The sequence below is a fragment of the Streptomyces sp. NBC_00377 genome (assembly GCF_036075115.1).
GTDB lineage: Bacteria > Actinomycetota > Actinomycetes > Streptomycetales > Streptomycetaceae > Streptomyces.
The window spans coordinates 8,380,580-8,399,646 of the sequence record NZ_CP107958.1 but is presented as its reverse complement, the minus strand read 5'-3'; the positions used below and the strand labels follow the sequence as shown (position 1 = coordinate 8,399,646).

Sequence of the window (19,067 nt, the reverse complement as noted above, 5' to 3'; positions counted from 1 at the left end):
GAACGGCGCTCAGCACCTGGATCACCCGGCGGAGCGTCACGCACGCCGGTAGACCGGCGCCCGCTTCTCCGCGAAGGCGCGGGCGCCTTCCTTGGCGTCGGCCGTGTCGAACACCGGCCAGCCCCTGACGAGTTCGGCGGCGAGCCCGTCCGCCTCGGTCAGCTCGGCGGCCTCGTAGACGGAGGCTTTCACGGCCTCCACGGCGAGTGGCGCGCAGGCGTTGACCCGTTCGGCGATCTCCAGGGCCTTGTCCAGGGCGGTGCCGTCGGGGACGACATGCCCGACCAGACCGATGGCGGCGGCCTCCCGGGCGGTGTAGGACCGGCCGGTGAGCAGCATCTCCAGGGCGTGGGTGCGCGGGATCTGGCGTGGCAGACGGACCGTGGAGCCGCCGATCGGGAACAGGCCGCGTTTCACCTCGAAGAGACCGAAGGTGGCGGACTCGCCGGCGACGCGGATGTCGGTGCCCTGGAGCATCTCGGTGCCGCCCGCCACGCAGTACCCCTCGACGGCGGCGATCACCGGTTTGCGGGGGCGGTGGTGGCGCAGCATCGCCTTCCAGTGCAGGTCGGGATCGGCCTTGAGCCGGTCGCGGTACTGCTCGCCCTCCATCCCCCGGCCGGCCAGGGCCTTGAGGTCCATGCCGGCGCAGAAGGAGCCGCCCGCGCCGGTGAACACGACCGAGCGGACCGAGTCGTCCTCGTCGGCCTCGAGCCAGCCGTCGTACAGGCCGACGAGCATGGCGATCGAGAGCGCGTTCCTGGCCTCCGGCCTGTTGAGCGTGAGCACCATGGTGGCGCCCTCGCGCCGCACGGTGAGGTGTTCGGTACCGCCCATCGCAGATCTCCCCTCGGAAAGAACGAGAACAGGTTGCAGGAGGCGTGATGGCAGTTCAAGGGTTTTCTGACAGACAGTCAGATTTATTGGCGTGAGCCCTTCCCACTTGCCGCGCCCTTTGCTCAGATGACCGACGAACCGTCAGGGAACCAGGCCCCCGGTCAGGAGGAGCGGTGGAGTACAACCTTGCCGACCTGTTCGAGTCGGTCGTCGACGTGGCGGCGCAGCGTGAGGCGCTCGTGTACGTGGACCACCCCGGCACGGGCGCGGAACGCCGTCTGACGTACGCGGAGCTGGACGCCGCGGCCAACCGCATCGGTCACCACCTCCTCGACAGCGGGATCCGCCCGGGCGAGCACCTCGGCCTGCACCTGTACAACGGCGTCGAGTACCTCCAGACGGTGCTGGGCTGTCTCAAGGCGCGGATCGTGCCGGTCAACGTCAACTACCGCTACGTGGAGGAGGAGCTGGTCTATCTCTACCGGGACGCGGATCTGGTGGCGCTCGTCTTCGACGCGGAGTTCACGGACCGGGTGGCGGCCGCGCTGCCGCAGACGCCCGCGCTGCGGCACCTGATCCGGGTCGGACCGCCGGGCGAGGGCATCACCTCCTTCGCCGAAGCCGAGGCGGGCGGCTCCCCCGGGCGCGGCTTCCCGGCCCGTTCGGGCGACGACCAGTTCATCATCTACACCGGAGGCACCACCGGCCTGCCCAAGGGCGTGATGTGGCGCCAGGAGGACCTGTTCTTCTCGGGACTGGGCGGCGGTTCACCCACCGGGGAACCGGTCAAGAAGCCGGAGGAGATATCCGAGCGGGTCGCCGCCGGCGGTACGGGGATCACCTTCTTCCCCACCCCTCCGCTGATGCACGGCACCTCCACCCTCACCGCGTTCATCGGTTTCAACTTCGGCCAGCGGGTCGTGATCCACCGCAAGTTCGTGCCCGAGGAAGTGCTGCGGACGATCGAGAAGGAGAAGGTCACCAGCATCTCCCTGGTGGGCGACGCGATGCTGCGGCCGCTGATCGACGCCCTCGAAGGCCCGCTGAGGGGCACCGACTGCTCGTCGGTCTTCAGTGTGTCCTCCTCCGGGGCGATCATGTCGGACACCGTCCGCCGGCAGTTCCGGGCGCTGATGCCGAACGCGATGCTGCTGAACAACTTCGGGTCCTCGGAGTCCGGTTTCAACGGCACGGCGACGGAGGACTCGGGACCCGAGCGCGGCTTCCGGGTTCGCGTCAACTCCCGGACCCGGGTGGTCGATCCGGCCACCCACGAGCCGGTCGCCGCCGGCGAGGTCGGACGCGTCGCCCAGCGCGGTCACGTGCCCCTCGGGTACTACAACGACCCGGCGAAGACGGCCGAGACCTTCTTCCTCAAGGACGGCGAACGCTGGGTACTGCTCGGTGACATGGCGACCGTCGACGAGGACGGCGTGGTCGTCGTCCTCGGGCGCGGCTCGCAGTGCATCAACACCGGGGGCGAGAAGGTCTACCCCGAGGAGGTGGAGCAGGCGCTGAAGTCGCATCCGGACGTGTACGACGCCCTGGTGGCCGGGGTGCCCGACCCGACGTGGGGCAACCATGTGGCGGCGGTCGTGCAGGTGCGCGACGGGGCCGCGCTGCCGTCGCTGGAAGACATCCAGAGCCACTGCCGTTCCCGGCTCGCCGGCTACAAGATCCCGCGTCAGCTGGTGGTCGCCGAGTCCATCCGCCGCTCGCCCAGCGGGAAGGCGGACTACCGGTGGGCGCGGGAGGTGGCGGTCGCCGAGGACCGGTGACCCGGCACACCCGGACGCCGGCTCCGCGGTCCCGGTCCGCGGGTCCCGGTCCGCGGGTCCCGGTCCGGGCGTCAGCTCCAGGGGGTGACCGTCAGCCGGATTCCGGCCTCCTCCCCCAGGATCGGCGCCGCGGTCTTCGGCAGCGGGACGTGGGCCAGCCAGACGTCGCTGCCGGGGTCCTCGTCACCACACGGTGTGCCGGTGGGCCGGTGCTCCCAGATGGCGCCGGGGAGGTCGGAGTTCCAGACGGCCCACACGCCGAGGCCCGTCTGCGCGGGGCCGACGTCGACGACCAGGATGTCGTCGAAGTCCGCGGTCTGTTCGAGGTGGTCGGCGAAGCTCAGGACGCCGTCCCGCTCCCGCAGAGACAGGATCCGCAGGTGCAGCGCGTAACGCAGCGTGGGGGTCTGCGGGGGCCGGGGCGCCTTGCTGTTGAGGAACGTCGTCGTCAGCGGGACGGGCTCGGCGGCCGTGCCGTCACCGTGCGGCTCCGGCAACTGGACGGGGCACCAGTGGGCGGCCAGCCGTTCGTGCATCACGCTGGGCAGCCCGCGCACGGAGAGCCGCACCTCGGCCTGCCACCTGGTTCCGCGCTCGCGGGCAATCCGCAGGCCCACCAGTTCGGCCTGGACCCGCTGGTCGCCGAAGAGGAAGCGCCGCAGGTTCTGGTAGCCCTCCTCGGAGTTGACGAGTCCGTAGCGGCCGCTGTGGCTGCGGTGCACGAACGCCCGGTGCGCGCCCGGCACCTGGGCGTTGTCGATCTGCACCAGCCCGTCGCTGCGCACGCCGACGGCACGCGAGGACAGGCCGTGGGCCACGTCGTAGTCGGCGGGGTCGGTGCCCACCAGGCAGAAGACCCGGTGCGGCGGGAAGGTGCCCTCGGGTATCTCCCGGGGGTCCCAGCCTTTCGGCGGGCCGCCGTCTCCCTCCCGCAGCGCCTGCGGGGTGAGGTACTCGTACATCCGCCGGGGCGCGAAGACGTCCGCGCCGGCGACGCCGGTGGCGTCCATGAGCCGCTCGACGAGGCCGCCCCCGACGTCGAAGGCGATGCCTCCGTGCGGGGTGCCGTAGGTGAAGAACTTGTCCACGTGGTCCGCCGGGTCCTCGCCCAGGTCGGGAAGGACCTTCTGGAGCAGGCAGCGGCAGACCAGGCCGCCCATGGAGTGGGCCACCAGATGGACCCGGGGCGCCCCGCTCTTCTCCTTGAGCCTTCTGACGAGGCGCAGCAGGTCCTGGGCTGCGTCCTCGAGGCGGAACTCCCTGGGCTTCGTGGTCCAGGTGCTCGCCGAGGCGTCGTAGAAGCGGTGGATCCAGATGCTGTCGGGCGGGATCTCCGCGGCGGCTTCCAGGTACGCCTCCTGGCCGCCCTGCACCAGGATCCGGTAGCCCTCGTCCAGATGCAGTCGCAGCAAGGGGCTCTCGAACTGGTGGAAGGCGGGCTTGTCGCCCGGTCCCACCCGGACATGCGTCGAGCCTTCGTTGAAGCCGTAGAAGGGGTCCTGGACGGCGCTGTTGATCCCCGAGGTGTCGCCCGCGTATCCCCTGACGTACACGATGGGGAGTTTCGTCTGATCGGGCATGGTCCACTCCGCGGTCGGTACGGGTGCGGAAGGCAACCGTTCGCTGGTGGAGGCGCTTTCAGTCTAGGCGGGCGGCATCGGAGCGGCGACCGGAAGGACGCCGGGGGCCGGTGGGTGCGCGCGCCTGTCCGCTCAGCCGAGGCCGTCGAGGAAGGCGCGCACGCGTCGGGTGAACCACCGCGGATCGTCCAGCCACGGGTAGTGGCCGGCGCCGGGCTGTACGGCGAACTCGGCGTTCGGGAGGGCGTCGGCGACGACCCGGGCGAGTTCGGGCCGGGGTCCGCCGTCCACCTCACCGGCGAGCACCAGCGCCGGGGCGGTCACCGCCGCGAGGGCGGTGCGCAGGGCGGGCGGGTCGAAGGCGCCCGCACCGAAGAAGCGTTCCTCGGCCTCGGCGTTGGTCTGCTCGTCCGTGGCCGCTTCGAGGGCGCGGGCCGTGTCGTCCCACCGCCCGTGGAAGAACGCGGCGACGGCGGACCAGTCGGGGTCGCTCCCGCCCGTGAGCCATGACTCGAACGCGGGGAAGGCGGCGGCGAACCACGGTTCGTCCTCGCGCAGCCGCGCCGCCGTCAGCCGGTCCTCGACGGTGGCCGGCCGGCCGAGGGCCCACGGCGTCGCGGTGATCAGCGCCAGCCGGGAGACCCGCCGCGGGTACCGGGCCGCGTAGAGCAGCGCGAGGCTGCCGCCCGCCGAGTGGGCGAGCACGTCGATCCGCTCCTGTCCGAGGAAGGCGCGCAGGGCCTCGACGTCGTCGACCTGCCGGTCGCAGCGGTACGTCGCCGGGTCGGCCGGGGCGGCGGAGTCTCCGGTGCCCCGCAGATCGAGGAGGACCAGACGGCGGTGCGCGGCGACACCGCCGAGGTCGCCGAGATAGGCGGAGGCGCGCATGGGGCCGCCGGGGAGGACGACGAGCGGCTCTCCCACGCCCCGTACGTGATAGGCGAGTTCGGTCCCGTCCGGGGCGGTGAAGGTAGGCATGCCCCGATCCTCGACGGCGTCCGTGCCGGGCCGCAACGGGGTTCTCCCGGGCGAAATTCACGGTCGCCCTCTTGTCCGGGGCCCGTGAGCCTGGATTACTGATCGTGGACAAGATCGACCGAATGATCGGTCGCCCGTATTGCCATGGTTCGACGAGGGTGACGAGGAGACGGCCCCATGACGGACGCGAGGAACCTGCTGGACGAGGGCGAGCGCCTCGACGAGGACGCCCTGCGCACCCTGCAACGGGAGCGGCTGCGGGCCTCGCTGCGCCACGCGTACGCCCACGTGCCTTTCTACCGGGAGTCGTTCGACAGGGCCGGCGTCCACCCCGACGACTTCCGCGACCTCGGCGACCTGTCGCGCTTCCCCTTCACCACCAAGGCCGACCTGCGCGAGCACTACCCGTACGGGATGTTCGCCGTGCCCCGGGACCGGGTCCGCCGCATCCACGCCTCCAGCGGCACCACCGGACGCCCGACGATCGTCGGCTACACGGACGCCGACCTGTCCATGTGGGCGGACATGGTGGCCCGTTCGATCCGCGCCGCCGGCGGCCGACCCGGCGACACCGTCCATGTGGCCTACGGGTACGGTCTGTTCACCGGCGGCCTCGGCGCCCACTACGGCGCCGAGCGCCTCGGCTGTACGGTGATCCCCGCCTCCGGCGGCATGACGTCCCGTCAGGTCCGGCTGATCCTGGACCTGGAGCCCCGGATCATCATGGTGACCCCCTCCTACATGCTCACGCTGCTCGACGAGTTCGAGCGCCAGGGCGTCGACCCGCGCTCCACGTCACTGCGCGTGGGCGTGTTCGGCGCCGAGCCGTGGACGGAACGGATGCGCCAGGAGATCGAGGAGCGGTTCGCGATCGACGCCGTCGACATCTACGGGCTGTCGGAGGTGATCGGTCCCGGGGTGGCGCAGGAGTGCGTGGAGACGAAGGACGGCCTGCACATCTGGGAGGACCACTTCTTCCCCGAGGTCGTCGACCCCATCACCGGCGAGGTGCTCCCGGAGGGCGAGGAGGGCGAACTGGTCTTCACCTCGCTCACCAAGGAGGCGATGCCGGTCGTCCGCTACCGCACCCGTGACCTGACCCGGCTGCTGCCGGGCACGGCCCGCGTCTTCCGGCGGATGCGCAAGGTGACCGGCCGCAGCGACGACCTGGTGATCCTGCGCGGGGTGAACGTCTTCCCGACCCAGATCGAGGAGATCGTGCTCCGCACCCCGGGCGTGGGGCCCCACTTCCAGCTCCGTCTGACCCGCGAGGGCCGCCTCGACGCCCTGACGGTCCGTGCGGAGGCCCGCCCCGACGCCACCCCGCAGGACCGTGACACGGCCGCGCGCGCCATCGCGGCGGCCGTGAAGGACGGCATCGGCGTGTCCGTCGCCGTCGAGATCGTCGACCCGCAGTCGCTGGAGCGGTCGGTCGGCAAGATCAAGCGGATCGCGGACCTGCGGATGCGGGAGTCATGAGGCGAACCGTTCGCGCAGTTCGCGCTTGAGGATCTTGCCGCTGGCATTGCGGGGCAGCTCCTCCACGAAGACGACCCGCTTCGGCGCCTTGAAGTGCGCAAGGTGCGCACGGGCGTGGGCGACGAGTTCCTCTTCGGTGACCTTGCCGCGGGCGACGACCACGGCCGTGACGGCCTCGACCCACTTCTCGTCGGGCAGGCCGATCACGGCGGCCTCGGCGACCGCGTCGTGGGTGTACAGCACGTCCTCGACCTGGCGGGAGGCGACCAGTACGCCGCCGGAGTTGATGACGTCCTTCACTCGGTCGACGATGGTGAAGTAGCCGTGGGCGTCCCGCACGGCGAGGTCGCCGGAGTGGAACCAGCCGTCGCGGAAGGCCGCCGCCGTCTCCTCCGGCTTGTCCCAGTAGCCCTCGCACAGCTGTGGGGACCGGTAGACGATCTCGCCGGAGGTGCCGTCGGGGACGTCCTCGCCGTTCTCGTCGACGACACGGGCGTCCACGAACAGGACGGTGCGTCCGCAGGACTCCAGCCGGCCCTTGTGCTCGTCGGGTGCGAGGACGGTGGCCAGCGGGCCGATCTCGCTCTGGCCGAAGCAGTTGTAGAACCCCAGGCCGGGCAGGCGTTCGCGCAGGCGTTCCAGGACCGGCACCGGCATGATCGACGCCCCGTAGTACGCCTTGCGCAGCCCGCTCAGGTCACGGGTCGCGAAGTCGGGGCGGTTCGCGAGGGCGATCCACACCGTCGGCGGGGCGAACAGGCTGTCGACGCGGTCCGCCTCGATGAGGTCGAAGAGACGGTCGCCGTCGGGTCCGTCCAGGATGATGTTCGTGGCGCCGACCGCGAGGTACGGCAGCAGGAACACGTGCAGTTGCGCCGAGTGGTACAGCGGGAGGGAGTGCGCGGGACGGTCGCCGGCGCTCAGGTCGAGGGCGGTGATCGCGCTCAGGTACTCGTGCACCAGGGCGCGGTGGGTCATCATCGCGCCCTTGGGCAGAGCCGTGGTTCCCGAGGTGTACAGCAGCTGCACCAGGTCGTCGGTGCGCGGCTCGGGACCGTCGTGGGCGGGCGTCGCGGGGAGCCGCGCGAGGAGCGAGTCGTCGGCGTCGCGCAGGGGCATGTGCCGTGTGCCGGCGGGGAGTCGGGCGGCGAGGCCGGGGTCGGCGAGGACCAGGGCGCTGCCCGACTGGCGGACGATGTACGCCAGGTCCTCGCCGGTCAGGTTCTGGTTGACCGGCACGTGCACCAGGCCCGCGCGGGCGCAGGCGAGGAAGGCGATGAGGTAGGCGTCGGAGTTGTGGCCGTAGGCGCCGACCCGGTCGCCGGGCGTGAGGCCCTCGCCGAGCAGGACGCCCGCGGCGCGTGAGACGGCCTCGTCGAGTTCCTCGTAGGTCCAGGTGCGGTCGCGGTACTCGACCGCGACCCGGGCCGGGGTGCGGCGGGCGCTGCGCCGCAGCACCCCGTCGACCGTGCTGCCATGTCCGGGCGTCATGAGAAGTGATCCTCAGGGGACGGCCGGGGCTGGTCAAGTCGCCGGCGGCACCGGGGCCCCGCGCCCCCGCTGTCGGCGTACCCGCCGTCCCACGGGCGTCTGGCGGGGCGACGGCCGGTCGGCGTTCGCTGCCCGCTCACACCGGGCGCGTGCGGCCCTCCCAGTACGGCTCCCGCAGGCGCCGCTTGTAGAGCTTGCCGTTGGGGTCGCGGGGCATCTCGGTGATGAAGTCGATGCTCCTGGGGCGTTTGTAGCCGGCCAGCCGGTCGGCGCAGTGGTCGAGGAGGGCTGCGGTGAGGGCGGGCCCGGGCTCGTGGCCGGGGGCCGGTTCGACCACGGCCTTGACCTGCTCGCCCCAGTCGTCGTGCGGGATGCCGAAGGCCGCGGCGTCGGCGACGGCCGGATGGGCGAGCAGCGCGGACTCGATCTCGGCGGGATAGATGTTGACGCCGCCCGAGATGATCAGGTCGATCTTGCGGTCGCGCAGGAAGAGGTAGCCGTCCTCGTCGAGCACGCCGAGGTCACCGACGGTGAAGAAGTCACCGATGCGGTTCTTGCGCGTCTTGTCCTCGTCCTTGTGGTAGGCGAAGCCGCCGGTCGTCATCTTCATGTACACGGTGCCGAGTTCACCGGCCGGCAGCCGGTTGCCGTCGTCGTCGAAGATCGCCAGCTCGCTGATGGGCCAGGCCTTGCCGACCGTGCCGGGCTTCTTGAGCCAGTCCTCGGCCGTGGCGAAGGCGCCGCCGCCCTCGCTGGCCGCGTAGTACTCCTCCACGCAGGCGCCCCACCAGTCGATCATGGCTCGCTTCACATGGTCGGGGCAGGGCGCGGCGCCGTGGATGGCGTGGCGCATGGACGACACGTCGTAGCGCGCCCGTACGTCCGCGGGGAGGGCCAGCAGGCGGTGGAACTGGGTCGGGACCATGTGGGTGTGCGTGCAGTCGTGGGCGTCTATGAGGCGGAGCATCTCCTGCGGCGTCCACTTGTCCATCAGCACCAGCGGGTGGCCGATGTGCAGGGACGCGGCCGCGAACTGGAGCACCGCCGTGTGGTAGAGCGGCGAGCAGACGAGATGCACGTTGCCGTCGAAGGGCCGGACGCCGAAGATGCCGAGGAATCCGCCGAGGTAGGCCTCCTCGGGCAGCTTGCCGGGCAGAGGGCGCCGGATGCCGCGCGGGCGTCCCGTCGTGCCGGAGGTGTAGTTCATGACCCAGCCGAGGGTGCGGTCGGCGGGCGCCGACTCCGGTTGTCCGTCGAGAAGTTCGGCGTACGGGCGGAAGCCCTCGACCTCGCCGACGGCGTACCGGTGGGTGGCGGGCAGAGCGGCCTCGTCGGCGGCCCTGCGTGCCTGGTCGGCGAACCGCTCGTGGGCGAGGAGGACCTTGGCGCCGGAGTCGGACACGATCCAGGCGATCTCCGGTCCCACCAGGTGGTGGTTGACGGGGACGAGGTAGAAACCGGCCTGGGTGGCCGCGAGGTGGGCGGCGAAGAACTCCGCCGAGTTGGGCAGGACGACGGCGAAGGCGTCGCCGCGTTCCAGTCCGGCGGCGCGCAGTCCGTGCACGAGCCGGTTGGCGGCGGCGTGCAGGCGTCCGGCGCTCCACTTCTCTCCGTCGGGCGCGATCAGGACCGTGCGGTCGGGGTCCTGGGCCGCCTGGGCCCAGAAGCCCGCGGGGGGTGTGCTGGTCACGTTCCGCTCCTTCCGGCGATGCGGTTGACGCGGCTCACGGCCTGTTCGAAGCCGCGGGTGAGGTCGTCGAAGACGGCCCGGACGCTGCGGACCTCGTTCATCCGGCCGACGATCTGGCCGACGGGCGTGCCGAGCAGGGGGTCGACCTCGTACTTCTGGATGCGCGAGACGGCGTCGGCCACGAGCAGGCCCTGGAGCGGCATGGGGAGGGTGCCGGGCCCGTCGGCTGCGTCCCAGGCGTCGGTCCATTCGGTGCGCAGCTGGCGTGCGGGCTTGCCGGTGAGGGCGCGGGAGCGGACGGTGTCACCGGAGCCGGCCGCGAGGAGTTTGCGGGTGAGGGCGGGCGAGTGCAGGTCGGCCTCGGCGGTCGTCAGCCACAGGGACCCCAGCCATACGCCCTGGGCGCCGAGCGCGAAGGCGGCGGCGATCTGCCGGCCGCTGCCGATACCCCCGGCGGCGAGGACGGGGAGGGGGGCGACGGCGTCCACGGCCTCCGGGGTGAGCACCATCGACGCGATCTCACCGGTGTGGCCGCCGGCCTCGTAGCCCTGCGCCACCACGATGTCGATGCCCGCCTCCTTGTGCTTGAGCGCGTGCCGCGCGCTTCCGGCGAGCGCGGCGACGAGCACGTCCCGCTCGTGGGCGCGGGCGACGATGTCCGCGGGCGGGGAGCCGAGGGCGTTGGCCAGCAGCCGGATCGGGTAGTCGAAGGCGACGTCGAGCTGGCTGCGGGCGACCTGTTCCATCCAGCCGGTGATGCGCCATCCCGACGCCTCGCCCTCGGCCAGCTCGGGCACCCCGTACTTGGCGAGGGTGTCCCGCACGAACTGCCGGTGCCCTTCGGGGATCATCGCCTCGACGTCCGCCTCCGTGACGCCTTCGACCTTCTTCGCGGGCATGACGACGTCGAGTCCGTACGGTCTGCCGTCGACATGGGCCTCGATCCAGTCGAGGTCGCGTTTGAGGTCGCCGGGTGCGGTGTAGCGGACCGCGCCGAGCACGCCGAAGCCGCCGGCGCGGCTGATGGCGGCGGCGACGGCGGGGAACGGCGTGAAGCCGAAGACGGCGTGCTCGATTCCCAGTTGCTTGCTCAGCTCCGTCTGCATGGGCGCAGGATGCCGCAGCCGGTGCGACGACGGAAGCCTCTTTCTGATACTCCGTCAGATTTGTTGGGCGTGCGGCTGTGCCGTGCCGTCGGCGGGCTCCTCCAGCACCGCCATCGCCGCGTTGTGGCCCGGTACCCCGCTCACCCCGCCGCCGCGTACCGCGCCCGCCCCGCACAGCAGCACGTTGGCGTGCCGGGTCTCCACGCCCCAGCGCCCGGCGCCCTCCTGGGCGTACGGCCAGGCCAGGTCGCGGTGGAAGATGTTGCCGCCGGGCAGACCGAGGTCGCGTTCCAGGTCCAGCGGGGTCTTCGCCTCGATGCAGGGGCGGCCGTCGGCGTCGGTGGCCAGACAGTCCGCGAGGGGTTCGGCCAGGTGGGCCTCCAGCTGGGCGAGGGTCGTCCTCAGGAGTTCCTCGCGCACGCCGTCGTTGTCCCGGTCGAAGAGGCGGGCGGGCGTGTGCAGGCCGAACAGGGTCAGGGTCTGGTAGCCCTTCGCCACCAGGTCCGGTCCGAGGATGGTGGGATCGGTGAGGGAGTGGCAGTAGATCTCGGAGGGCGGGGCGGTGGGCAGCTCACCGGCGGCCGCCTGGGCGTGGGCGGTGGCGAGCTGTTCGTAGCCCTCGGCGATGTGGAAGGTGCCGGCGAACGCCTCACGCGGGTCGACGGAGCTGTCGCGCAGCCTCGGCAGCCGGGTGAGCAGCATGTTGACCTTGAGCTGGGCGCCCTCGGCGGGGGCGGGCGGCTCGTCGCCGGTGAGGGCCGCGAGGGCCTGCGGGGAGGCGTTCACCAGGACGTGCCGCGCCGCGACGACGCCCTCGCCGTCGGCGGTGCGGTAGGCGACCTCGGCGGTACGGCCGTCCGTGTCGATGCGTACCGCCTCGTGCCCGGTGGCCAGGACGGCGCCCGCTTCCCGGGCGGCTGCGGCCAGCGCGTCGGTCAGGGCGCCCATCCCGCCGACCGGGACGTCCCAGGCGCCGGTGCCGCCGCCGATCACGTGGTAGAGGAAGCAGCGGTTCTGCTTCAGGGAGGGGTCGTGGGCGTCGGCGAAGGTGCCGATGAGGGCGTCGGTCAGGACCACACCGCGCACCAGGTCGTCCGCGAAGCGCTCCTCGACGGCGACCCCCACGGGCTCCTCGAACAGGGTCCGCCACGCCTCCTCGTCGTCGACGCGGCGGCGCAGCTCGTCCCGGGTGGGCAGCGGTTCGGTGAGGGTGGGGAACACCCGCCGGGCGACGTGCCCGGTCATGGCGTAGAAGCGCTCCCAGGCCGCGTACTCGTGCTCGCCGCCGGTCAGCCGGGCGAACACCTCACGGGTGCGTTCCTCGCCGCCGCCGACGAGCAGCCCGGTGGGCCGCCCACCGCGCTCGACGGGGGTGTACGAGGAGATGGTGCGGCCCTGGAGGCGGAAGTCCAGCCCCAGGTCCCGCAGGATCTTCCGCGGCAGCAGGCTGACCAGGTAGGAGTAGCGGGAGAGCCGGGCGTCCACGCCGGCGAACGGGCGGGTGGAGACGGCGGCGCCCCCGGTGTGGTCGAGCCGTTCCAGGACCAGCACGGACCGGCCGGCCCTGGCCAGATAGGCCGCGGCGACCAGACCGTTGTGTCCGCCGCCGACGATCACGGCGTCGTAGGCGCGATGTCCCGGGCGGTCCCCGTGCCCCTGGCGGCCCTGATGTCCCTGGATTCCCTCGTGTGCAGGCATGGTTCTTCGTAACACGAGCCGATCAAGGTCGGCCAGAGGTGGTCACGGCCGCTGCCGGCCGGCGTGGCCGGACCGTCGCTCCCGCTCCGCTGCCGGGGCGCGGCACGCGTTCGCGGCTCCCGAACGATCACGACGTCCTCAAGTACCGTGAAACGCGACCGCGTTGACCCGAGGGGGAACCGCATGACCACCGATCCGGAGTCCGCACCCGAGCCGCTTCGGACCGCGGGGCCGCCACGCGACCGGCAGACGGTCCCCAACGTCGTCGGTGTCCATCTGCATCTGGAGCACGAGGGCAGGATCCTGCTCGGCCTGCGCCACCCCGACTCGCCCTTCGCGCCCCTGCACCACCACCACTTCCTGGCCGTTCATTAGGCAAGTCGCCTGTCGGAACCAAAGTTGTCGAGTACCTGCGGGAGCGCGAAGCGCTGAAGGGGGTCAGCCTCACTGAATCCATAGCCCGATGTCGTCATCCGACCGGACCGCGACGAGACCCGCGGCCTGACCACCTGGCTCCTCACCAAGGACAATGGCCCCCAGGGGCTGACCGTCGGCAAGATGCGCATCACCGACCAGGCGGGCAGCGTCACCTCTGACGACATGGGTGTCCATCCCGGCAGGGACTGGTTCACCGTGCTGTCCGGCACCGTCGTCCTCTACCTCGGCGAACGCGTCATCCGCGTCGAGACCGGCCAGGCCGCCTCGTTCTCCACCATGACCCCCCACACCCTCCGCAGCGACCGCGGCCCCGCCGAGATCCTGATCATCCTCGACCACAACGGCGAACGCAGTCATCTCCACAGCTGAGGCGACCCGCAACATCCACTTCGCTCGGTGCCGCCGAAGCCTACCTGCGACGTGCTCGCATGCGGTCAGGCAGGTCAGGTGCGCCAGCTGGCAGGGGATTGGGCGGCGGCAGCGCTCCACGAGCCGGGGTGGTGCGGACCGACTCCGAGAGGTACGCAATGAGTCGGCGGGAGGCCGCCGGGTCGTCGGGCAGGGCGGTCACCAGACCGTCGTTGGCGAGCCAGATCACCCCCAAGTCGGACGGGTGGAAGCCGGGCCGCAAGGCGCCTGCGGCCTGAGGCGCAGGTGCAGACGCATCCGGCCCGGGGTCGTCCGATCCCGGGCCGGGCCGACTGATGACCGGTCGGGCAATGAGTCAGCTTGTCGGCTACCAGGTCGTCGAGGTCGGCAGCTGAACAGATTGAGCAAGCTTATTGAGCTGAGCGAACTCATCGAGCGCACTGCCCGGGACCATCAGCGCGGGCGGTGAGACTTCCGCGGCAAAAGGACCGGCGGGGTTGTCACCCGTCGCAGGATCTCCCGCCCCCGTGTCAGGGGGTCGTGGTGCGACCACGCAGTCGGAGCGACGCGACTCGTCGTTCCCGTTGAACGCACTGACGCAGAACTCGTAGTTCCAGGTACCGGGGAACAGGAAGGCGACAGTGTGGCTGGTGCTGTCTGCGGTGGTGGTGTCCGGTTCGTAGGTGCCGCCGCTGTCGACGGATGTGCTACGGATCCAGACCTGGTATCCGGCTGCCCCGCTCGATCCGTTCCAGGACAGCTGAACGGTGGTGGGATCGGTGGAGGTGACCTTCAGGCCGGTCGGCACCGCAGGGGTGCCGCCGCCGACGATTACCGAATGGGCGATCTCGGGCAGGCCACCGCCGACTGCATTCCATGTCGCCACCGCGATCAAGTAGCGGCGCCCGGGTATGAGGCCGCCGATGTGCCCCGATGTGCCCCGGACCCCCACGCTCTCGATGAACGTGCCGGGGGTGTCCACGTCCCAGGTGATGACCTCGTAGCGGTCGATCGAACCGGTGAAGTCACCGGTCGGCGGCGTCCATGAGACGTCGACACCGGTGGCGGTGGCGTGGGTGGCGATGTCAGTCGGCGGTGGGGCGGTCTGCGGGTGGGAGATCGCGCTGACCACCGGGGACCAGTCGGAGGTCTGGTCGCCGTTGTTGGTACGGACCTGGTATTCCCACGCCAGGCCGTCGATGGTCCACGCGGTGTCGAAGCGGTTCGTCGACACATGGAACTGGCTCCAGTCCGCAGCGCCCCGGATCCGGTACTGGACGTCGTAGCCATGGGCGCCGTAGGCGCGGTCCCAGGTCACCTTGATGCCGGACGGAACGGCCTCGGCACTGACGTTGCTCGGCGTGGGGGTTGGCCGGAACAGTGGCCCGGAGAAGCCTGGCACACTGAAGCCGAGGTGGTACGTGGTGTGCAGGGTACGCTCGAAAGCCTGGGCGATCTGGAACTCGCCGAGAGCGTTGGGGTGCAGGCCGTCGTAGCCGGCCGGGCAACTGTCGGGTCCGCAGCCGTAGTTGCCGCGCCAGTCGACGAGAGCCACAGGGGAGAGAATGGTGCTCCACTGCGGAATCGCGTCGGCGAGCATCCGGTTGTACGCGTCGGTGTTGACGATCAAGTCCTCACGGCCCCCGATACGGGTTCGCTGCGGCACGTTGGCCAGGGCGAAGTTGATGTCGGGCTTCGCGGCGCGGGCCTCGCTGACCAGCGTCCTCATGCTGTCGAGAGTTCCCTCGGGGCCGCTGACGAACCAGCCCATATCGTTGAACCCGAGCCCGACCAGCAGCAGGTCGGGCTTGTAATTCTGCACCACCTGGCGGATGAGCGTCTTGTCCTGCGCTGCCTGTCGGCCCCACACGGCGAAGTGGTCTCTGTCGAAGGCGGGGTCTGCGTCTGCGCTGTACCCGCCGGTGGTGGGGGGTGGGCCCGAAGGTGTAGGCGGGGAGCCCTGGAACGGCGGCGGGGCCGGGGCGGCGGCCTCCGGTGGATTCTTGGTGCCGCTGTACGGGCCGACGAAGTCGACGTTGACACCTTGGTCCTTGAACCATTCCCACAGACGGTAACGCCATGTCCAGTCCCCTTCGTCGCCCTGGGTCATCGAGTCGCCCACCACCATGACCCTGAGCGGCGCGTCAGCGGTACCCGGCGGCGGCGGACCCCACTCCGCTATCCCGTCAGGAAGCATCTCGGCCATATCCCTGAGCACTTCGGCGACCCAGTTCGCAGCGTCCTTCGCCCACGACCACGCCTGTTCCCTCAGCGCGTTGCTCAACTCCGTGACGAGCCCGGGGAATTTCGATTCCAGCCAGTCCAGGAGCTTGCCCTTCGCGTACACCCAAAGTGCCGCCTTCAACGCCTTCAGAAAGGTCTTCTGGTACGCCCCCGCATCCCCCAACTGATGGTTGAAGAACTGGGTGACGAGGCCTCTGATGAGGGCACCGGTGAATCCCCCGACGATGGAGCAGGCGCGGGCTAGTTCAGGAAAGAGGTACAAGCAACCTAATACAGTCAGATACTTGGACAGATAGCCCATCGCCATGGCGAACGCCCACTGCGACCAGGTCTCGGAAGCCTGTACATCCGAAGCGTTGATGGTGAGGGACAGGCCGGTGTGGTCGGCCGTCATTCTCAGCGTGCCGTCGAAATCCACCCACTCCGAGGCACTTTCGCTGCCAATACCCACCGGGAACTGCTCAAGCTCCGCCTTGACCGTGTCGCTCAGGCGAGGATTCAGGGCCTCGGTCTCGTCGAGCCGCTGCTGCATGGCCGTCGAGTCGTACGTGACGCGCGGGTCAAGGGTGAACGTTAGATCCCCGTCGGCCTCGGCGGTCACCGTACCGTTCAGATCCTCGGTGGCCAGCTGCGCGAGGACCGGCTGCCGGCCTGGTGCCGCCTCGGCCGACACCCCCGTGCTACAGATCAGTGCCGTTGCCACCACGACGGCCACAGCCGCCGTCCATGAAGCACGTCTTCGACGCCCTGACAGCCAACGGCTCAGCCATCTGCGCAAGCCCTCAACTATGTGCGGATTCACCTTCTCTTCTCCTTATTTGAATCGGCTTCGTCACCCGCGCGGCGGGCAACCGTGACCCGTCACAGGCCGGAGGTATCGTCTGGTTCGATCAGGCCGTGGTGGTGGGCGAAGCGCACGGCGTGTACCCGGTCTCTGAGTCCGAGTTTGGCCAGGACGCGTGAGCCGTGGGTTTTGACGGTCTGTTCGCCGACGTAGGCCTGCCACGAGGCTCACCAGGGAAGCCGGTGCGCTCAGCCCGGCGATCAGGAACGAGCTCAGGACCCCACCGCACGACGTCGCCAGCGCCGCGCCGGCCGGCCACCCCCGCAACCAGGCACCGGCCCGGTACGCGCTGACCAACTGGCCGGCGGTGCTCGCGCTCCGGCCGGGAAGGACGAAAGCAAGCGCGGAAACCACCATGACGTGTCCGACCGCGACCCAGCCGGAGAACCTGGGCGAAGTCACCGGAGCTGCGTCCGCAATCAGTATCGCGGTCAGAAGAAGCGGGTTCCACGGTCCCGACTCCGGACCACGCGTCAAGAAGCTCACTGTGTCGACGGCCAGGCACACGTCCCCCACCAGGACCGACTGACGCGCCAGGGACCGCTCCGTCTCGTTCGCACCCGCGCGGCCGAGCCACCGGCGCAGCGCAAAGCGGTTCACCTCGTTCGTGCTGAGCATCCGGTCATTGTGCCCGGCGCGAACCGGCCGGACGTCACTCCCAAGAGGGATAGCGCCGGCAACGCCTCGACCGACTTCCTCTGGGGCGGCTCAGCCGGCTTCCACACCGTCTGGCCGGACAGCCCCGACAACGCCGCATACCGCACGGTCCGGCCCCGCCCGGTCGAGACACTGCTCGTCGGCGGCGAACTCGACTTCTCCACACCGCCGGTGAACGCAACCAAGGAACTGCTGCCCACGCTGTCCCGCGGGCACCAGGTGGTCCTGCCCGGTCTCGGCCACACCCACGACTTCTGGGAACACCAACCCGAGGCGGGCAAGCACCTGCTGACCACCTTCTCCGACACCGGTCACGGCGACAGCTCGCAGTTCGACCGGCGTCCGGTCGCCTTCGACGCTGTGCCGTTGAGCATGCCGACCATCGCCGCTCTCCTCGTCGGCATCCCCACAGGCGGGGTGCTGATCGGCCTGCTGGTGCTCGGCCTGCTGCTCCGCAGGCGCCTGCGTCGCGGCGCGCCCAGTGGCCGGGCGAGCCGGTGGATCCGGGCGCTGACCATGGTGCCGCTCGGCCTGGCCGGCTGGTTCCTGGGCGTCCTGTTCACCTGGACGCTGGCGCCGGGATGGGTTCATCGCCGACCCGGTCGTGGTGGTACCCGGCGCCGGACTGCTGATCGGCCTCGGTGCGCACCTCGCCCGACCGACGGCGAAGCCCGGACCCTGGTTCACAGCTGCCGCGGCAGTCGCAGGGGCGTTCGTGGGAGCACTGCTGGGATCGCTGGCGGGAACGGGGCTGTGGGCCCCGGTCCTCGGAATCGTCGGCGCCGCGCTGGGCGCGAACCTCGTAGTGGAGTTGCGACGGCAAAACCTGATCCCTCGTCGCACGTCGAGTCCGTCCGGGGAGACAACAGATTCAATTGCATGAGAGTCATCTCAACAGTGCTTTACATGCAGTTGTAGTTAATCAGTGGCCTCTATATGTTCGAGAGCAGAGCGCGGGACGCAGCGAACAGCTCGGACCGGCAGCCTCAACCCACCTTCTGCATACGGGAGTACAGCCATGTCCGAAACTCTTCTTCAGGCCGGCGGCGTCGCCGTGTCCGACGCGGATCTGCTCGGCCAGACCGTGGTCGCTGTGCGCGAGGTCGGTTCCGTGCTGCGGGAGCGGTTCGGCGACGTGGTCTCCTACCGGACGCGGGAGGAGCTGATGAGCGCGCTCGCCGGCAACGACGACGCGGCCCTGGAGATCCTGCGCCCCGTTCTTACGCGTCTGCGGCCGGATGCCGGATGGGTGGAGGACGAGCTGGGCGGCGGGGCGCTGCCTTCGGGCGAGTGGTGGGTGGTGGATCCTGCCGAGGGCAACGTCAACCACCTGCACGCCCTGCCGGAGTGGGCGGTGACCGCCACTCTCGTCCGCGACAACCAGCCGGTGCTCACCGTGGTCCACGTGCCGCTGACCGGTGAGACCTACACCGCAGTGGCCGGCGGGGGTGCCCACCTCGACGGCCGCCCGCTGCACGTGTCCCAGACAGCGGACCTCGGGCTGAGCCTCGTGGCCACCAGCCAGGCCCGCCCGGACGAGAACGAGAAGGTCGTGCGGCGCATCGGGTCCTCGATCACCGCCATGCTCTTCGACGCGCTCGTCGTCCGCACCTCCGTACCCGCCACCCTGCACCTGGTGAACGTGGCCGCCGGCCGGCTCGACGCCTTCTGGCAGTTCGCCGGCGCCCGCGCGGACCTGCTTCCCGGGGCGCTGCTCGTCACCGAGGCCGGCGGACAGATCTCCGACGCCCAGGGCCGCCCCTGGACCCCGCAGAGCGAGAGCTTCCTGGCCGCCGCGCCCGGCGTCCATGCCCAGGCCGTCACCACACTCTCCCGCTGACCACACACCACAACCTGCACTCACGGAAAGACCACATC

General features: G+C 70.6%; 14 protein-coding genes and 1 pseudogene. 6 read left to right on the top strand and 9 right to left on the bottom strand.

Annotation, left to right across the window (positions count from 1 at the left end):
- Positions 1-36 precede the first annotated feature (36 nt).
- Complete coding sequence (locus tag OHS71_RS37385; protein ID WP_328483754.1) at positions 37-837, bottom strand: crotonase/enoyl-CoA hydratase family protein; 801 nt, start codon at positions 835-837, stop codon at positions 37-39.
- A gap of 173 nt (positions 838-1,010) precedes the next feature.
- Between OHS71_RS37385 and OHS71_RS37380 the strand changes: the two genes are divergently transcribed.
- Positions 1,011-2,615: an acyl-CoA synthetase gene (locus tag OHS71_RS37380; RefSeq protein WP_328483753.1), complete on the top strand. Its 1,605-nt coding sequence runs from the start codon at positions 1,011-1,013 to the stop codon at positions 2,613-2,615.
- Between the two features lie 71 nt (positions 2,616-2,686).
- Here the strand turns inward: OHS71_RS37380 and OHS71_RS37375 are convergent, their stop codons facing one another.
- Positions 2,687-4,195, bottom strand: coding sequence for an esterase/lipase family protein (locus OHS71_RS37375; protein ID WP_328483752.1), 1,509 nt, complete (start codon positions 4,193-4,195; stop codon positions 2,687-2,689).
- Between the two features lie 132 nt (positions 4,196-4,327).
- Positions 4,328-5,173, bottom strand: a complete 846-nt coding sequence (locus OHS71_RS37370; protein ID WP_328483751.1) for an alpha/beta fold hydrolase — start codon at positions 5,171-5,173, stop codon at positions 4,328-4,330.
- A 177-nt stretch (positions 5,174-5,350) separates the two neighbouring features.
- Here OHS71_RS37370 and paaK point away from each other — a divergent pair, with 177 nt between their 5' ends.
- Positions 5,351-6,652: a phenylacetate--CoA ligase PaaK gene (paaK, locus tag OHS71_RS37365; protein ID WP_328483750.1), complete on the top strand. Its 1,302-nt coding sequence runs from the start codon at positions 5,351-5,353 to the stop codon at positions 6,650-6,652.
- On the opposite strand, the gene OHS71_RS37360 is transcribed toward paaK, so the two are convergent.
- The 4 genes from OHS71_RS37360 to OHS71_RS37345 form a co-directional block, all read right to left on the bottom strand.
- On the bottom strand, positions 6,647-8,143 hold the full coding sequence (locus OHS71_RS37360) for an acyl-CoA synthetase (protein ID WP_328483749.1): 1,497 nt from the start codon (positions 8,141-8,143) through the stop codon (positions 6,647-6,649). The two genes, paaK and OHS71_RS37360, sit on opposite strands and share 6 nt — an antisense overlap.
- A gap of 136 nt (positions 8,144-8,279) precedes the next feature.
- On the bottom strand, positions 8,280-9,833 hold the full coding sequence (locus OHS71_RS37355; RefSeq protein WP_328483748.1) for an acyl-CoA synthetase: 1,554 nt from the start codon (positions 9,831-9,833) through the stop codon (positions 8,280-8,282).
- Complete coding sequence (locus tag OHS71_RS37350; RefSeq protein ID WP_328483747.1) at positions 9,830-10,939, bottom strand: NAD(P)H-dependent flavin oxidoreductase; 1,110 nt, start codon at positions 10,937-10,939, stop codon at positions 9,830-9,832. Before OHS71_RS37350 ends, OHS71_RS37355 begins: the two co-directional genes overlap by 4 nt.
- A 54-nt stretch (positions 10,940-10,993) precedes the next feature.
- Positions 10,994-12,637, bottom strand: coding sequence for a phytoene desaturase family protein (locus tag OHS71_RS37345; RefSeq protein WP_328483746.1), 1,644 nt, complete (start codon positions 12,635-12,637; stop codon positions 10,994-10,996).
- A gap of 183 nt (positions 12,638-12,820) precedes the next feature.
- Here OHS71_RS37345 and OHS71_RS37340 point away from each other — a divergent pair, with 183 nt between their 5' ends.
- Together OHS71_RS37340 and OHS71_RS37335 are read left to right on the top strand one after the other, a co-directional pair.
- A complete protein-coding gene (locus tag OHS71_RS37340; RefSeq protein WP_328483745.1) occupies positions 12,821-13,012 on the top strand; it encodes a hypothetical protein in 192 nt (63 codons plus the stop codon).
- A 183-nt stretch (positions 13,013-13,195) separates the two neighbouring features.
- Positions 13,196-13,444, top strand: a complete 249-nt coding sequence (locus OHS71_RS37335) for a cupin domain-containing protein (RefSeq protein ID WP_328483744.1) — start codon at positions 13,196-13,198, stop codon at positions 13,442-13,444.
- Between the two features lie 367 nt (positions 13,445-13,811).
- Here OHS71_RS37335 and OHS71_RS37325 read toward each other — a convergent pair whose 3' ends face one another.
- On the bottom strand, positions 13,812-16,403 hold the full coding sequence (locus OHS71_RS37325; protein WP_328483743.1) for a fibronectin type III domain-containing protein: 2,592 nt from the start codon (positions 16,401-16,403) through the stop codon (positions 13,812-13,814).
- A gap of 146 nt (positions 16,404-16,549) precedes the next feature.
- A pseudogene (locus OHS71_RS37320) lies at positions 16,550-16,684 on the bottom strand (LuxR C-terminal-related transcriptional regulator); the annotation flags it as partial.
- 475 nt (positions 16,685-17,159) lie between these two features.
- Between OHS71_RS37320 and OHS71_RS37315 the strand changes: the two are divergent.
- Together OHS71_RS37315 and OHS71_RS37310 are read left to right on the top strand one after the other, a co-directional pair.
- Positions 17,160-18,107 (top strand): hypothetical protein, encoded by a 948-nt coding sequence (locus OHS71_RS37315; RefSeq protein ID WP_328483742.1) that lies wholly within the window; start codon positions 17,160-17,162, stop codon positions 18,105-18,107.
- A gap of 100 nt (positions 18,108-18,207) precedes the next feature.
- Entirely contained in the window at positions 18,208-19,029 is an 822-nt protein-coding gene (locus OHS71_RS37310; protein ID WP_328483741.1) for an inositol monophosphatase family protein, read from the top strand.
- The last annotated feature ends 38 nt before the right edge of the window (positions 19,030-19,067 follow it).